General features: G+C 52.0%; 15 protein-coding genes. 3 read left to right on the plus strand and 12 right to left on the minus strand.

The features are described from left to right. Positions 1–53 precede the first annotated feature (53 nt). Positions 54–986 carry a cysteine synthase A gene (gene cysK / locus H9X84_RS10795; RefSeq protein WP_205134313.1) on the minus strand — a complete coding sequence of 311 codons (933 nt, stop codon included), beginning with the start codon at positions 984–986 and terminating at the stop codon, positions 54–56. Between the two features lie 204 nt (positions 987–1,190). Here cysK and H9X84_RS10800 point away from each other — a divergent pair, with 204 nt between their 5' ends. Together H9X84_RS10800 and H9X84_RS10805 are read left to right on the plus strand one after the other, a co-directional pair. After that, the gene (locus tag H9X84_RS10800) at positions 1,191–2,060 is read left to right on the plus strand and encodes a methionyl aminopeptidase (protein WP_205134312.1); all 870 of its coding nucleotides are present in this window, start codon (positions 1,191–1,193) and stop codon (positions 2,058–2,060) included. Between the two features lie 20 nt (positions 2,061–2,080). Then, positions 2,081–3,265: an MFS transporter gene (locus tag H9X84_RS10805; protein WP_205134311.1), complete on the plus strand. Its 1,185-nt coding sequence runs from the start codon at positions 2,081–2,083 to the stop codon at positions 3,263–3,265. A gap of 70 nt (positions 3,266–3,335) precedes the next feature. Here H9X84_RS10805 and H9X84_RS10810 read toward each other — a convergent pair whose 3' ends face one another. Both H9X84_RS10810 and cls read right to left on the minus strand, forming a co-directional pair. Then, entirely contained in the window at positions 3,336–4,088 is a 753-nt protein-coding gene (locus H9X84_RS10810; RefSeq protein WP_205134310.1) for an acyl-[acyl-carrier-protein] thioesterase, read from the minus strand. Positions 4,089–4,107: 19 nt separating this feature from the next. Continuing rightward, entirely contained in the window at positions 4,108–5,574 is a 1,467-nt protein-coding gene (cls, locus tag H9X84_RS10815) for a cardiolipin synthase (protein ID WP_205134309.1), read from the minus strand. A gap of 206 nt (positions 5,575–5,780) precedes the next feature. On the opposite strand from cls, the gene H9X84_RS10820 reads away from it, so the two are divergent. After that, the gene (locus H9X84_RS10820; RefSeq protein ID WP_205134308.1) at positions 5,781–6,242 is read left to right on the plus strand and encodes a hypothetical protein; all 462 of its coding nucleotides are present in this window, start codon (positions 5,781–5,783) and stop codon (positions 6,240–6,242) included. Positions 6,243–6,432: 190 nt separating this feature from the next. Here the strand turns inward: H9X84_RS10820 and H9X84_RS10825 are convergent, their stop codons facing one another. The 9 genes from H9X84_RS10825 to tmk form a co-directional block, all read right to left on the minus strand. After that, positions 6,433–10,704, minus strand: coding sequence for an acyl-CoA dehydratase activase-related protein (locus H9X84_RS10825; RefSeq protein ID WP_243423741.1), 4,272 nt, complete (start codon positions 10,702–10,704; stop codon positions 6,433–6,435). Between the two features lie 22 nt (positions 10,705–10,726). Next, the gene (locus tag H9X84_RS10830) at positions 10,727–11,383 is read right to left on the minus strand and encodes a TetR/AcrR family transcriptional regulator (protein WP_205134306.1); all 657 of its coding nucleotides are present in this window, start codon (positions 11,381–11,383) and stop codon (positions 10,727–10,729) included. 256 nt (positions 11,384–11,639) lie between these two features. Beyond that, positions 11,640–12,008 (minus strand): hypothetical protein, encoded by a 369-nt coding sequence (locus H9X84_RS10835; protein WP_205134305.1) that lies wholly within the window; start codon positions 12,006–12,008, stop codon positions 11,640–11,642. Then, entirely contained in the window at positions 11,993–12,871 is an 879-nt protein-coding gene (gene rsmI, locus H9X84_RS10840; protein WP_205134304.1) for a 16S rRNA (cytidine(1402)-2'-O)-methyltransferase, read from the minus strand. Before rsmI ends, H9X84_RS10835 begins: the two co-directional genes overlap by 16 nt. Before the next feature lies 1 nt (position 12,872). After that, the gene (locus H9X84_RS10845; protein WP_205134303.1) at positions 12,873–13,628 is read right to left on the minus strand and encodes a tRNA1(Val) (adenine(37)-N6)-methyltransferase; all 756 of its coding nucleotides are present in this window, start codon (positions 13,626–13,628) and stop codon (positions 12,873–12,875) included. Further along, the gene (locus H9X84_RS10850) at positions 13,618–14,490 is read right to left on the minus strand and encodes a PSP1 domain-containing protein (protein ID WP_205134302.1); all 873 of its coding nucleotides are present in this window, start codon (positions 14,488–14,490) and stop codon (positions 13,618–13,620) included. The genes H9X84_RS10845 and H9X84_RS10850 overlap by 11 nt, the downstream gene beginning before the upstream one ends. Continuing rightward, positions 14,487–15,476 carry a DNA polymerase III subunit delta' gene (gene holB / locus H9X84_RS10855; protein WP_205134301.1) on the minus strand — a complete coding sequence of 330 codons (990 nt, stop codon included), beginning with the start codon at positions 15,474–15,476 and terminating at the stop codon, positions 14,487–14,489. The genes H9X84_RS10850 and holB overlap by 4 nt, the downstream gene beginning before the upstream one ends. Before the next feature lie 17 nt (positions 15,477–15,493). Then, positions 15,494–15,820 carry a cyclic-di-AMP receptor gene (locus H9X84_RS10860; protein WP_205134300.1) on the minus strand — a complete coding sequence of 109 codons (327 nt, stop codon included), beginning with the start codon at positions 15,818–15,820 and terminating at the stop codon, positions 15,494–15,496. A 12-nt stretch (positions 15,821–15,832) separates the two neighbouring features. Then, complete coding sequence (tmk, locus tag H9X84_RS10865) at positions 15,833–16,480, minus strand: dTMP kinase (protein WP_205134299.1); 648 nt, start codon at positions 16,478–16,480, stop codon at positions 15,833–15,835. Positions 16,481–16,746: the final 266 nt, after the last annotated feature.

Consider the following 16,746-nt stretch of genomic DNA (forward strand, 5'->3'; position numbering starts at 1 on the left):
ACGAAAAAGCTCCGGCCTTTCTTCCGAAAGACCAGAGCTTTTTTGTTTCTTTCTTATTCCGCGAACATGGGGGTAGACAGATAGCGGTCCCCAGTATCAGGCAGCAGAACCACAATGTTTTTGCCTTTGTTTTCCGGGCGCTTTGCCGCTTCAATGGCGGCATGCAGGGCCGCTCCGGCGGAAATGCCCACCAGAAGACCTTCCGCTCTTGCCAGCATCCGTCCTGCCGCATAGGCTTCTTCCTCTGTTACGGTCATCACTTCCTGATACAAAGAGGTATCCAGAATAGAAGGCACAAAGTTAGCGCCGATGCCCTGCAGGCCATGGGCTCCCGCTCTGCCTTCCGTCAGCAGGGGAGAGGACGCGGGCTCTACGCCGATCAGTTCTACCGCGGGATTCTTTTCCTTCAGGTAGCGTCCCACGCCGGTCAAAGTGCCGCCAGTGCCAATGCCTGCCACAAAAATATCCACCTTCCCGTCAGTATCCTCATAGATCTCCGGGCCGGTGGTCTCATAATGGGCCTGAGGATTGGAAGGGTTATCAAACTGTCCGGGGATAAAGGAACCGGGGATCTCCTTGGCCAGCTCCTCCGCCTTTTCAATGGCGCCCGCCATGCCTTTGGCCCCTTCGGTCAGTACCAGTTCCGCCCCAAAGGCCTGCATCAGCATCCTCCGCTCTACGCTCATGGTATCGGGCATGACGATAATAGCATGATAGCCTCTGGCCGCCGCCATGACCGCCAGACCAATGCCTGTATTGCCGCTGGTAGGCTCGATGATGGTAGCGCCCTTTTTCAGCAGGCCCTTTGCCTCCGCGTCATCTACCATCTTTTGGGCCACTCTGTCCTTGGCGCTGCCACCGGGATTAAAGAACTCGATTTTCGCCAGAATCTTTGCGGAAAGCCCCAGCTTTTCCTCCACATGGGTCAGCTCCATCAAAGGAGTACGCCCGATAAATTCTTCTACGCTATGATAAATTTTTCCCATATTCTTCCACCTTTCTGTCTCAAACAAGCTTCATCTTTGCGAGGATAGTACCACAGTCAAAAAACTGTGTCAAGGCGCATCTTTTCTTTTTTTGCTCTATTGTATCGGAAGTTGTTTTGTGCTACTATGAAATACGAAAAATCAGAGAAAATCTCTGCTAAAAGAGCCAGACATTGACAAAAAAGAAAGGAAATGTGATCCAAAGTGAAAATCGGTAGAAACGATCCCTGCTGGTGCGGCAGCGGAAAAAAATATAAGGTTTGCCACGCGTCCTTTGATGACAAGATCGCGGCCTATAAAGCAAGACATATCAAAGTTCCCACCCATGACCTCATCAAAACGCCGGCACAGCTGGAGGGCATCCGCAAGGCGGGAAAACTCAATACGGAAATTCTGGATATGGTAGCGGAAAAGATCCATGCCGGCATGTCCACCGAGGACATCAATACCCTGGTCCATGAATACACCATCTCCCGCGGCGGCATCCCCGCTCCCCTGAACTACTGCGGCTTTCCCAAAAGCGTCTGCACCTCCATCAATGACGTCATCTGCCACGGCATCCCTTCTCCTGACGAAATCCTCCAGGATGGGGACATCATCAACGTAGATGTAACCACCATTCTGGATGGCTACTATGCCGACGCTTCCCGGATGTTCTGCATCGGCAACGTCAGCGAGGAAGCCAGAAAGCTGGTAGAGGTTACCAAAGAATGTGTGGATCTGGCACTGAAAGAAGTACGTCCCTGGGGCTTTCTGGGGGATATCGGCGAAGTCATCAGCAAACACGCCTACGCCCATGGCTATACAGTACTCCATGACATCGGCGGCCATGGCGTTGGCAACGACTTCCACGAAGAGCCTTATGTCTGCCATGTAGGCAAAAAAGGCACCGGTATGCTGCTGGTACCCGGCATGGTCTTTACCATCGAGCCCATGATTAACGCCGGTGAAGAGGACTTCTTCCAGGACGAGGAAAACGGCTGGACCATCTATACAGAGGACGGCTCCCTCTCCGCCCAGTGGGAATATACCGTTGCCATTACGGAAGACGGCGTGGAAGTTATCACACACTGACGGTGATCGAGGATGAGCCTATGAACGGAAAAAATGTTTCTTTGAATTACAGTATCCTCCAGGGACTGTATTGGATGAGCTATGGCGTTATTTACAGCTTTACTACGGTTTTTTTGCTGGACAGAGGCTTTACGGACGCACAGGTCGGCACTATCATCGCCCTTTCCTGCATTTTTTCGGCGCTGTTTCAGCCAGTCATCGCCTCCGCCGCCGACAGAAGCGCACGTTTTACCATCCGTTTCTTTATGACGGCCCTGTGCCTTATCATCATACTGTCGGAAGGCTGTCTGCTGTTCCTGCCTGAGACTAAAATCATTTTGGCGTTCTTTTACGCCCTTCTTCTTCTGCTGCATCTGGCGTTTCAGCCTCTGCTCAGCGCCCTGGCCATGCATCTGATCAATCATGGGTATCAGATCAATTTCGGCACAGCCAGAGGCATTGGCTCGATCTCCTATGCCATCCTGACCTTTTTCCTGGGGAATCTGACCGTGCTGTTTTCCATGCGCTGCCTGCCGGTGCTGGCGATCCTGATCTATGGCGCCATCATCCTGCTGCTGCGCTTCTTCCCGGAGGTACGAAACCATGGCAATACGGTAGTCTCCTCCTCGGGAACCTGGTCCATCCTGCGGACCCATCCCCGATTTGCCCTGCTGATACTGGGCATTATTCTGGTCTTTCTCTGCCACAGCGCCATCAATACTTATATGATCCAAGTGCTGCAGAAGATTGGGAAAGGGAATACGGAGCTGGGGCAGGTCATGGCCTATACGGCGCTGCTGGAATTTTTCGTTATGATCTTTTTCTCCCGTATCACCAAAGGCCGGGACTATGGCAATATCCTGAAATTTTCCGCCATTTTCTTCGTCCTCAAAGGTGCTTTCATCTGCCTTGCGGGAAATCTGCCTATGATCTACGGCGCGCTGACCTTGCAGCTGTTTTCCTTTGCCCTCTTTACGCCGGCGTCGGTATATTATGCCGACCGGATTCTTTCGGAAGGGGACAAGGTAAAAGGCCAGGCCTTGATTACCATTGCCATTACCATCGGAAATATCCTGGGCAGCTTTGTCTGCGGATGCTTCATCGGGCTGTGGGGCGTAACAGCGGCCCTTTGGATCTCTGTGGCATTCAGCCTGCTGGGACTGGTGCTTTTCTTCCTCGGTGCGGAAAAAACAGGCGCCGCGGACCAGCCGGCGGCCGCTAAATAAAATAAAACACAAAAAACGGAAGGATGCTCTCCCAAATCAGGAGTCCCTTCCGTTTTTTAATGTTTTTCCTTCAATTCCAGAGGATAGCCGCCTCGGCAATGGTTTTGCCCTCCTCATCCAGCAGAAAGGTCCAAGTCTCCTTTCCTTCCGGGCCGTCTATCACATAGGTCCGCAGTTCCACCAGATCTCCCCGGCGGCATTCCTTCCGGTAGACCATGCGGATATCCTTCGTCTCCATAGAATCATAAATTTCATCCGGCACATCATCCATAACCCATTCCAGATATTTCACGTTGTTGGCGTGGCCATTGGTATCCGTGTCCCGTCTGGTGACCCGCACGAAGCTTTGGATGGGCGTTCCCTCCTCCGGCTCTCTGGGCATCAGAAATTTCTCGTTCTCTATGGCCGGCATCTGTTTGTCTCCATAGGCCTCGATCATGCTTTCGGGTACATTGGCCGGTCTGCGTCTGGCCGTATCCATATAGACCCACCGGCTCATTACTTCCATCATCCGCTCTCCCCGGCTGTCGTAGAGGAAAAATCCACGCTCCGCCTGCATTCTCCGGCAGCGGCAGCTCCATGTCTCCAAATGATACGCCTCCGGATGCGCCGGCATACGATGGACGCGGATATGCCAGTTAACAACAGCCCAGCCCCGCTCCTGCTCCATCAGATAAGCCGGCGTATAGCCCAGACCATCGGAATGGGCAATAGCCGCGTCCTGTAGCGTTGCCAGCAGTGCCGCCGGCGACATCCTGCCTTTGCCGTCCAGCTGAAAATAATTCGTTTTCAGGTCTTCCTCATAACCCTTTTCCACCATCATGTGCTTTTCCATCCCTTTCTTACAGCATCGGTGAAATCAGCCGTGCCACGGCCTCCTTCACCTTAAACCACCATCTTCTGCGGCGGTACCAATCCTTGGTGATCTCCACAGAGCTTTTCAAATCCCGCATAAAATCCTCTTCCAGGATTTTTGTAAAATCGGCGTCATATAAAAAGGCATTTACCTCAAAATTCAGGGCAAAACTACGGATATCCATATTGGCTGTGCCCACAGAGGACATGATCCCGTCAATACACAGACACTTGGCATGGATAAAGCCTTTCTCATACTGATAACAGCGCACCCCCGCCTCCAGCAGCTGCCCCAGATAGGACATACTGGCCCAGTATACGAAGAAATGATCCGGATTGCCGGGGATCAGGATACGCACATCCAGCCCCGACAGCGCCGCCACCCGCAGGCCTTCAAAAATACCGTCATCAGGAACGAAATAGGGCGTTGTCAGATAGATATGGTCCTCCGCCTCATTGATCATTTTGAAATAGCCGTTGTGGACATTATGCCATCTGGTATCCGGCCCGCTGGAAACGATCTGGGTACGGATGCCGTCGAACTGTTTCCGAACGGGAAAATACCGCCGTTCCAGTTCCACCAGTCCCTTTTTCGCCGTAAAATTCCAATCCTTAATGAAACGGATATTCATCTGGTCGATGGCGTCTCCCACAATCCGCAGATGGGTATCCCGCCAGGGCCCATACCGCCTTACCACGCCCAGATATTCATCGCCCACATTAAAACCGCCGATATAGCCGATCTCGCCGTCGATGATGCAGAGCTTGCGATGGTTGCGGTAATTCAAGCGCACCAGAAAACGGGGCAGGAACGCCGCTGTATAGCCGCCTGCCTTATGCAGTTTCCGAAAGAAATTAGGCGGCAGAGTAGAATTTCCGATGCCGTCATAGAGCAGACGTACCTCTACCCCTTCCGCAGCCTTCTTCGTCAGCTCCTCCACCAGCTGTTTCCCTAAGCGGTCCCCCCGCCAGATATAATATTCCAGATGGATAAAATGTTTGGCCGCACGAATATCCTTGACCAAAGCGGCGAACTTGTCCCGCCCGTTGGTAAAGCGGGTGACGCTGTTGTTGAAGGTCATCCAGTTGCCGGAATTCAGATGAAGATACGCCAGGTCTGTCAAATATTCCTCTTCAATCAGGCGGCCGCCCTTTTCAATGATCTCCTTCTGCCGCTTGATCTTTTCCCCGGAACGTTCATCATGAAAAAGATAGTCATAATACACATGCCGGTCATAGGCCTCCTTCTCCCGGAACATCTTCTCTCTATGGCTGTTTCTGCCAAAAATCATATAAATCAAAAAGCCCAGTACCGGTATAAACAGCAGCACCAAAAGCCATGCCCAGCTACTGGCCGGATTCCTGCGTTCAAAGAATACCACAAAGCCCGCCAAAATCACATTTCCCACCAGCACCAAAATAGCCAGATAAGCGATCACTGTCAAAGGACTCATGCTCTCACCTCTTTTCCTATGCTTCATTTCCTTACTGATACTTTAGTATACTAAAAAAAGGGATAGGCCGCAAGCCGCCGCAGAATCAATTTTTTTTGAAAAATTTCGTTTTTTCCCTTCCCTAACGGCTGTAATTTTGATACAATAAAGAAACGTGAGAAAACAAAAAACGGGTTTCGTTTTTTAATTGCAAGGAGGAATTACTCGTGAATCCATCGGATATCATCATCATTGTCGCTATTATTGTCGTTGCCGTTCTGGCGGGACTTTACTATCTCAACAAAAAGAGCATGCGCCGCATGATCCAGGCACAGGACTTCATCGATCAGAACCGCATGACAGTACAGATCTTCGTCATCGACAAAAAACAGGAGAAACCCTCTCCCACCAATCTGCCCAAATCGGTATATGAGCAGATGCCCAAATCCACCAGAATGCGGAAAGCCAATCTGGTCAAGGCAAAGGTAGGTCCTCAGATCGTGACACTGATGTGTGATAAGCCTGTGTTTGACGTACTGCCTGTAAAAAAGAGCATTAAAGTAGATCTGGCCGGTATGTATATCATTACCGTAACCGGCATGAATCTGGCGGATAAGAAGAAAAAGACATTTACAGAGAAAATTTCCGCCAGCGTCAGCCGCACCATGGAAAAACAGTCCAAAAAATAAAAACCCATCCGGAAGCCAAAGACTTCCGGATATTTTTTTATCCATTTAAAAGGGCCATGCGGCAGCCCTCAGAAAAAATACCGCTCCAATAAAAAAGCTGAAATCTTTGCGGTACAAAGATTTCAGCTTTTTGTTTTCTCAGGAAGATGCCCTTAAAGCAGCTTCTTTTTTTCTTTTGATTTCCTGTCTCTTAAGATACACGGAAGGCCGCTTTTGTTACCGTATGCTGCTGTTTCGGCACTTCTGTCTTGCCAGCCGCCAGATTCTTTTCGGCGGAGGACAGCATCAGTTTGATACGGTTGAGCTGATTAACTTCGCTGGCGCCGGGATCGTAGTCGATGGCTACGATATTGGAAATAGGATACTGTTTGCGCAGTTCCTTGATAACGCCTTTGCCCACAACGTGGTTAGGCAGACAGCCGAAGGGCTGTGTGCAGACGATATTGGGCACACCACTGTGGATCAGCTCAATCATTTCCGCTGTCAGGAACCAGCCCTCGCCGGTCTGGTTGCACAGGGATACCACTTTCTTCGCATATTCGCCCAGTGTGCGGATATCCTCGGGACGGTCGAAGCGTTTGCTCTTATCCAGAGCCTTCATCAAAGGCTTCTGGTACCATTCGATGACTTTCGCCAGTACATTGGCGATCATTCTGCCTTTTCTGGTGCCGCCCAGGTATCTTTCCTTCTGGGTCGCGTTGTAGCAGCAGTACAGACCGAAGGTCAACAGATCAGGCACAACGGCCTCGGCGCCTTCTCTTTCCAGCAGGTTCACCAGATCGTTGTTGGCGGTGGGATGGAATTTTACCAGAATCTCACCAACGACGCCGACACGAGGCTTCTTCATATCCTCGTAGATCTCCAGGTTCTCAAAATCCCGGATGATCCCGGCAACGTTGCGGCAGAAGGTCTTTCTGTCGGCACGGAGGATGTCTTTCTTTACTTTTTCATTCCATTTCTCATAGAGGGCATTGGCGGAGCCTTCTACCTTTTCATAAGGACGGGTACGGTACAGCACACGCATGAAGGTATCACCATATACCAGTGCCTGCATAGCTCTGTGGAGCAGGCCGGGCTCGTATTTGAAGCCGGGGTTTTTCTCCAGGCCCGCAGGGTTGATGGAGATAACGGGAATATTGGGCATCCCGGCATTGGCCAGCGCCTTACGGATGAAGGCGATATAGTTGGTGGCACGGCAGCCGCCGCCTGTCTGAGAAATCAGCAGGGCTGTACGGTTCAGGTCGTAATTGCCGGATAACAGGCCGTTCATCAGCTGCCCAATGGTAATCAGGGCAGGATAGCAGGCATCGTTGTTGACATATTTCAGGCCGGCGTCGATGGCGTCTTTGTCCATGGCCGCCATGATCTCCAGGTTATAGCCGCATTTGCGGAAAGCGGGCTCCAGAATGTCGAAATGGATGGGAGACATCTGGGGGCAGAGGATGGTGTAATCCTTGCGCATCTCTTTGGTAAAGAGCACTCTCTTCAAAGAAGCATCGCCTTTTTTCAGTTCGACTTTCTTTTCCTTTCTGTCCTCCATAGCGGCGATCAGGGAACGGATACGGATTCTGGCCGCACCCAGGTTATTTACCTCGTCGATCTTCAAAGCGGTATAGATCTTGCCTGCCGCTGTCAGGATGGCTTTTACCTCGTCTGTGGTTACGGCATCCAGACCGCAGCCAAAGGAGTTCAGCTGTACATATTCGATATTTTCCTGTTTCTTTACGAAAGCAGCCGCTTCGTACAGACGGGAGTGGTATGTCCACTGGTCACGTACTACCGTAGGACGTTCCAGATGACCCATATGGGCTACACTGTCCTCTGTCAGTACGGCGATATGGTAGCCGGCGATCAGTTCGGGAATACCGTGGTTGATTTCCGGGTCCACATGGTAAGGTCTGCCGCCCAGAACAATACCGGTCATGTTATTGTCTTTCAGGTATTTTACGGTTTCCTCACCTTTTTTGCGCATATCCTGACGGAAGTGATCCCATTCTTCCCAGCCGGCTTCTACCGCTGCCTTGATTTCCTTGGCGTCGCAGCCCATGGGAACGAATTCATCGGTCATACGCTTGATGACAGTCTCGATCTTATCCAGAGACAGGAAGGGATTCATGAAAGGAATATTCTTTTCCTTCAGATCTTCCACATTGTTTTTGATATTTTCGTTATAGGAAGCAACGATGGGGCAATTATAGTTGTTGTCCGCCGCGCTGCTGTCCCGTCTTTCGTAAACGATGCCGGGATAGAAAATAAAGTCTACGCCCTGCTCGATCAGATACATAATATGGCCATGAACCAGTTTCGCAGGATAGCAAACGGATTCACTGGGGATGGATTCCATGCCCTTTTCAAAGATGGCCTTTGTGGAATAAGGGGAAAGCACCACTCTGTAACCCAGCTTTGTGAAGAAAGTGAACCAGAAAGGATAATCCTCCCACATATTCAGTACACGGGGGATACCCACAGTGCCTCTGGTGGCCGTTTCCGCCGTCAAAGGCTCGTAGTCAAAGAGTCTGTGACGTTTGTATTCATACAGGTTGGGTGCGGGATTTTCGATCTTATCCTTGCCCAGACCTCTTTCGCAGCGGTTGCCGGTGATGAATCTTCTGCCGCCGCTGAAACGGTTGATGGTCAACAGGCAGTGGTTGGTGCAGCCCTGGCATCTTGCCATGGAGGACTGAATTTCCAGTGCGTTCATTTCTTCTCTGGAAACCAGTGTGGTCTGGTAACCGGCCGCGTATTTATCTCTGGCGATCAAGCCGGCGCCGAAAGCGCCCATGATGCCGGCGATATCGGGACGAACGGCCTCTCTGCCGCTGATCATTTCAAAGCTCTTCAATACAGCGTCGTTATAGAAGGTACCGCCCTGTACGACCATGGATTTGCCCATAGCCTTGGGGTCCGCGATCTTGATTACTTTTAACAGCGCGTTTTTGATAACGGAATATGCCAGACCAGCGGAAATATCCGATACATCAGCGCCTTCCTTCTGGGCCTGTTTTACACGGGAATTCATAAATACGGTACATCTGGAGCCCAGGTCAATGGGTGCTTTCGCAAAGAGCGCGATCTTGGCAAAATCCGCCACCGTATAATTCAGGGATTTGGCAAAGGTCTCGATGAAGGAACCGCAGCCGGAGGAGCAAGCCTCGTTCAGCAGGACGCTGTCGATAACGCCGTCCTTGATGCGGATACACTTCATATCCTGACCGCCGATATCCAGAATAAAGTCTACATCGGGCTTGAAGAACTGGGCTGCCTTATAATGGGCTACGGTTTCGATATAGCCCAGGTCGATCATCAGCGCTTCTTTAATCAGGCCTTCGCCGTAACCGGTTACGCAGGAATTGCGGATGGTTACGCCTTCGGGCATCATATCATACATTTCGTTCAGGCTCTGCATTACTACCTTCAGGGGATTGCCTTCGTTGCCCGCATAGAAGGAGTAGAGCAGATCGCCTTTGTCGCTGACCAGCGCCACTTTTGTGGTGGTAGAACCAGCGTCAATGCCCAGGAACGCGTCGCCGGAATATGTAGAAAGAGGTACTCTTTTTACTTTATCCTTGCCGTGACGTTTCTGGAAGGCATCGTATTCTTCCGCATTGGCGAAAAGAGGCTCCAGTCTCTGTACTTCCATCTGCAGCTCCGCGCCCTGATCCAGCAGACGCAGCAGCGTATCGAAATCCAGTTCCGCCTCGCCTTTATTGGAAACCGCGGTGCCGTATGCGGCAAACAGATGGGAATGATCCGGCAGAATGGCCGTTTCGTCTGTCAAATGCAGTGTTTCAATAAAACGCTGGCGCAGTTCGGAAAGGAAATGCAGCGGGCCGCCCAAAAAGGCCACATGGCCGCGAATGGGCTTGCCGCAGGCAAGACCCGCGATGGTCTGATTGACAACCGCCTGGAAAATGGAGGCCGCCAGGTCTTCCTTCTTTGCGCCGTCATTGATGAGGGGCTGGATATCGGTTTTTGCAAATACGCCACAGCGGGAAGCGATGGGATAAATCACCTCATGTCCCTTAGCGTACTCATTCAGACCGGTAGCATCTGTATGCAGCAGGCTGGCCATCTGGTCGATGAAAGAACCGGTACCGCCGGCACAAACGCCGTTCATACGCTGTTCCACGTTGCCGCCGGAGAAATAGATGATCTTGGCATCCTCGCCGCCTAGCTCAATGGCAACGTCTGTCTGGGGCGCTACTACTTCAATGGCGTTGGCTGTGGCTACAACCTCCTGAATAAAGTCCACGCCTACGGCCTTTGCCAGCGCAACGCCGCCGCTGCCGGTAATCATCGTGGAGAAAGAGCAGAAGCCCAGTTCTTTTTTGGCTTCCGCCAGAATTTCCTTTACGGTTTTCTTAATTTCGGAAAAATGGCGGCGATACCGGTTAAATACCATTTCATTGGCCTCATTTACCAAAACCACCTTTACGGTCGTAGAGCCAATATCAATCCCCATTTTATAACACTGTTCCTGATTCTTATGCACTCTCAACACCTCCATCCAGATAAGGCCCGTAGGCTTCCTGACCTACCAGATCCTTCCACATCTGTTTTTCCATATATCTGTATTTTTCTTCGTCGTCTATTTTATCGTCCAGCACCTTCAGTGCCAGAATCCCGTCCTGCATGGCCAGGGTCATTACAATGCAGCTGTCCAGATTCGCATCGGCCGGAATCTCTTTTCTTTCCTTGCCCCGTTCCAGAATCCGCCGCAAACAGAGTTCCCGTTTTCTGGTATTCTCCGCGAAGTAGTGTTCTACTTCCTCGTATTTTTTCATGCCTTCATACAGCAGGAAATAAAAATCTCGAAAGGCAATATCCATGCCCGCGTATTCCTGATAGGCTTTGAACCGCTGGGGAGCGAAAAAACCTTCCCACAGCAGCGTTCTGGTGGACATATCCACCCGTTTATTTTCCCAAACCTGTTCCATCCGCTCGATGGGACACAGATAATATGGCTTCAAATACCGGTCAATGACCTTCAGCACCAGGTCCTCCCGGCTTTTGAAGCAATAATAAAAGCCGCCTTTGGTGGCGCCGGCTTCCCGAATAATTTCATTGGTAGAGATATCGGAAAACCCCTTGCCCAAAAACAGCCGAAATGCCGTCTGCAAGATATTCTGTTCCGTTTTCATGTTATCCCTCCTTTAGACAAAAACATACAGACCAGTCGGTCTGATTCGTTATCATTATATGCCATTCTGCCATAAATTTTCAATTAAAAAACCGCTAAAAAAGTGTTAAGAATGCCTTTATATCAAGGTTTTTGTTTCCTGCTTCCCCATTTTTCTGAAAATTTTTCCCTATCTGGAAAACTTTCCCCGCCCGATTTTCGACAACAAAAAAAGATGCATTTTCCGTTTTTTCCGAAAAATACATCTGATTTTGCGCTTAGATTCTGCGCATATCCTGTATCTTGTTCAGCTGATGGGCAATGATCTGTGTCTGGGTACGAATGCAGACCATTTGAATCCGGTTCATGCCCACCAGCTCTCCTTCAATGATGTTTTCCTGGGTCGTGACGATGCGGACCCGGGTCCCCCGCTGAAAAAGATCGCCGTGAAAGGATACCGTTTCAATGGGAAACATTTCCCGGCACCGCTCCATGACCCGCATCATATCCACCTCGCCGAAGGTCCGGCGGTTCTTCCGGCTTTTGGCGAAGGCGATCCATTTTTCCACCAGCGCCCAGACCACATAGGCCACAATGGCGCAGAAAAGGATCTGCTTCCAGCCTGTTGTCATTATGCTTTCCCACATGGCGAAACACCTGCCTTTCCGTCCTTATGGAGATACTGATAGATCTCCCGCTTGGGCACGCCTCTGTCCTTCGCCACCTGTTTCATGGCTTCCTTCTCGCTCATGCCCTGATCCAGATAGCGGCGCATATGCTCCTCCACGGAAATCTTCGCCCAGCTTTCCGCCTCCGCCTGACGCTGGGCCTCCAGAGAATAGCCCTCATAGACCAGCACAAACTCGCCTTTGGGCGGCTGTCCGTCAAAAGAAGCCCGCACCTGTGCCGCCGTACCCCGGCGAACCTCCTCAAATTTCTTTGTCAGCTCCCGCAGGGCCGCCATCGGCCGTTCTCCGCCGAAAATTTCTTCCAGCTCCGCCAGCGTATCCAGCAGACGGTGAGGGGCTTCATAGAATATCATGGTACGGTGTTCCTTTTCCAGGGCCGCCAGTACGGCACGACGCTCTTTTTTCTCCGCCGGCAGAAAGCCCTCGAACACAAATCGTCTCGTATCCAGCCCCGACAGTACCAGCGCCGTCACTGCCGCCGAAGCGCCGGGAACAACCGTCACGGGAATCCGCGCCTCGTAGCACAGCCGCACCAGATCGGCGCCGGGATCGGAAATGCCGGGCATCCCCGCGTCGCTGACCAGCGCGATGGTCTCTCCCTTTTGGAGACGCTCAATCAGCTGTGGCCCCTTAGCGCCTTTATTATGCTCATGATAGCTAATCATGGGTGTTTTGATTTCAAAATGATTCAACAGCTTCAGTGTATTGCGGGTATCCTCCGCCGCGATCACGTCCGCCTCTTTTAATATCCGCAGCACCCGCAGAGTCATATCTTCCAGATTCCCAATGGGTGTGGCGCACAAATATAATGTTCCAGCCATATTATGCCTGTCCCTCTCCATAATATATGTCGTAAATCTCCTGGGTATACTTTCCCGCCTCTTCGTAGATCACCAGAGGCGCTTCTACTTTAATCATGGGTCTGCCGCCTCGGCCCGCTTCCACCAGTACCATCACCGGCGGCTTGTCCACATAGGAATGGACGAAGCGCAGGCGTTTCGGCTCCAGCCGGTACTGTCTTAAAAGCACCAGAATATCTGTCAGCCGATGGGGGCGATGGACCATGTAAAATCTGCCGCCGGGGCGCAGCACCTTGGCCGCCTGACTGACCACATCCTCCAGCGTACAGAGAATCTCATGCCGGGCGATGGCCTTGGGCCCGGAAGGATTTTGCAGACCGCCGCCCTCGTTCATATAAGGCGGGTTGGAAGTGACCACATCAAACACAGAGCCGCCGAACAATGCCGCCGCTTCCTTGATGTCTCCCTCCACAATATCCACTTTCTCCTCCAGCTCGTTGAGAGCCACACTGCGTCTGGCCATCTCCGCGCTTTCCGTCTGGATCTCCAGCCCCGTAAAATGCTGTCCCGCCGTCCTGCCCTCCAGCAGGATGGGGATGATGCCGGTGCCGGTGCCCAGATCCAGCGCCTTTTCTCCCTTTTTTACCCGGGCAAAGCCGCTGAGGATCACCGCATCCACCCCAAAGCAGAACCGTTTGGGGTCCTGTATGATATGGTAGCCCTTTCGGTGCAGGTCATCCACCCGCTCCCAGGGATTGATCTTTACATCAGTCCTCATATGCCTTCAGTTCCTCCGGTACCGGCTCATGCTTTCTCTTTTTCTTGGATTTGATGACCTTGATCTCATCCACATGGTAAAAAGCGATGGTCGGCGCGTCATTCTCTGTTTTGCGCACCGCCGCCTTCACCTGCTGCATCAGTACATTGGTGGCCAGGATCTCCCCTGTGCCGTCCGGTGTGGAAATAATATCCCCCACATAAGGCAGCTTCCGGTTCAGCTCCTCATAGACCTCTTCCTCATATTTCAGGCAGCACATCAGTCTGCCGCAGATGCCGCTGATCTTAGTAGGATTCAGGGAAAGATTCTGCTCCTTTGCCATCTTGATGGATACTGGCTGAAAATCCCCCAGAAAGGTAGCGCAGCACAGGGCACGGCCGCAGATGCCGATGCCATTGAGCATCTTCGCCTCGTCCCGGACGCCGATCTGCCGCAGCTCAATACGCATACGGAATACCGCCGCCAGTTCCTTTACCAGTTCTCTGAAATCCACTCTGCCGTCAGAGGTAAAATAGAAAATCAGTTTATTTTTATCAAACGTAATCTCCACATCCACCAGCTTCATATCCAGCCCCAGACGAGCGATTTTTTGCAGGCAGATGCGAAAGGCCTCTTCTTCTTTTTTCGCATTGGCCTCCATGGTTTTGGCGTCCTCTTCCGTCGCCGCCCGCAGCACTTTTTTCAAAGGAGGCACAATGCTGTCCTCCGCCACCATGGAATTTCCTTTAATAACCATTCCGTATTCCACGCCTCTGGCCGTTTCCACAATGGCATACTGATCCCGTTCCAGCTTCAGGCCATCGGGATCGAAATAATACATTTTACCGGCTTTTTTAAACCGGATACCTACAACTTCTATCATAATGTCTCGTTCTCCTTTAGTTTCATCAGCATGACTTCCAGAGTCAGCCGAAAATTTCCGTTGGCCGCCAGGGCCCGCCGGGCTTCCTCCACGGCGGCGGCGCCTTTGGCCAGAGCCGCCACAGAGCTTCCGGCGGCGGCAAAAAGTTCTCTCTGCTTATCCTGCTGGATCAGCTTCGATCCGTCCCCCAGCCGTTTCGCCACCAGAACATCCCGATACCACAGACTGATGATATCCAAAAACCGCAGATCGTTTTTGTACACTTCCCATTCTCTGGCCCACAGCAGGACCTCCGACAAAGGCGCGCGGGGCAGCCGTTCCAGCTTGTCCAGAACCTCCTGACGCATGGCGGCAAAGCCCTCTTCCTCCATCAGAGACAGGGCACGGCCGATACTGCCCTGCGCATAGGCCGCCAGCACACCGGCCTTTTCTTGGGGAACCAGCTTCTTCCGGCACAGATAATCGGCCACCGTCTGTTCCGGCAAGGGCCGCAGCTTCAGTACCACCGTCCGGGAAAGCACCGTGGGCAGAAAATTCTCCAGCCGCTGGGCCAGCAGCAAAAACACAGCGTAAGCAGGCGGCTCCTCCAGTGTTTTCAGCAGCGCGTTCTGCGCCTGCACCGTCATGGTATCCGCCTGCTCCACAATATAGATCTTATAAGGATAACGGTACTGCTTCAGCTTTACATCCTCCAGAATCTGCTCCCGGATATCGTCTACCCCCAGCGTTTTTTTGGAGGGCCGTACCGTTACAATGTCCGGATGGCTTCCTACCAGAAACGCCCGGCAGCTGGAGCACTGGCCGCAGGGCTCCGTCTGTTGCGCCTCGCACTCCAGACACATGGCAAAGGTCCGGGCCAGCTGTCGTTTGCCCATGCCTTCCCCGCCCAAAAACAAATAGGCGTGAGAGGTCTTTTTCCGGCGCAGCGCACCCTGTAAATGCGCCACCAGTCCGGCGTTGCCGCAAATTTCCTCAAAGCGGTACATACCAATGCTCCTTCGCCTTAGAATTTATGGAACTGCTCCACATCCAGCACAAATACCGTAGCGCCGCCAACCTTTACCTCGATGGGCGCCAGAATAAATCCGTGCATAGCACCGCAGGAAGAAGGCAGCGTCGCGTACTGGGTTCTGGCCTTGCTGTTTTCTTCAATGATCTTCAGGGCTGTATCCACCTGCTCATCGGGAATCCCCGTCATAATGGTCGTATTGCCGCTTCTCAAAAATCCGCCTCTGGTAGACAGTCTGGTCACCTGGATTTCCGCGTCATTCAGATGGGCGATTACTTCGCCCGCGTCTTCGTCCTGTATAATGGCAATGATAAGTTTCATAAAAATACCTCCTTACCGATCGTTTCGCGTATATTTCTCCCGGAGCGCCCCGTCCAATGTCTGCCGGATCTGAGAAAAGACCTCTTCCACCGGCCGGTCCGCGTCAATGCGCACAATGCGCTCCCGGTTTTCCCCACATAAAACGTCATACCCCTTATATACCTTTTCATGGAAGGCCAGCGCCTCCAGCTCCAGCCGATCCAGTTCGTGACGGTCCTCCCGCCGTTTTCTGGCAATCCCCGCCTCCGGGGACAGATCCAGAAATATGGTCAGATCCGGTTCCAGACCGCCCGTGGCGATACGGTTCACCTCTGCCACCATATCCCCCAATCCTCTGCCATAGGCCTGATAGGCGATACTGGAATCCGTAAAACGGTCCGTCACCACCACAGTGCCTTCCTCCAGCAGGGGCAGAATCTTTTCCTCCACATGCTGGGCACGGCTGGCCGCATACAGAAGCATTTCCGCCCGCGCCGTCATGGCCCTGTTTTCCGGGTCCAGAATCAGCTCCCGTATTTTCTCCGCCACCGCTGTGCCGCCGGGTTCCCTTGTGACTTCCACCCGGGGGCAGCGTTCCCTGAGATATGCCACCATTTTTTCCAGCTGGGTGGATTTGCCGCTGCCGTCGCTGCCTTCTATGGAAATAAAATACCCTTTCATTTTACAACGCATCCTTTTTCCAAAAAAATCGAAATGCCGCCGGAGCGGCCGCAAAACCTTCTTTTTGCAAGTATTATATCATACTCCCCGCCGTTTGGAAAGAAAAACAGCCCCAAAGCCCTGTCCTTCCGGGGAAAACGGGCCATCCTCTCCTGTTTTTTTCCCTTGAATTGTCAAGTTAAATGCAACACCTCTGAATAATAAATCTCATAAGGCGTTCTATACCTTAAACATTTTCTGGGACGTTTGTTCATTTCATCCACTTT

Origin of the sequence: Anaerotignum lactatifermentans, from assembly GCF_016902535.1 — a bacterium.
Lineage (GTDB): Bacteria > Bacillota > Clostridia > Lachnospirales > Anaerotignaceae > Anaerotignum > Anaerotignum lactatifermentans_A.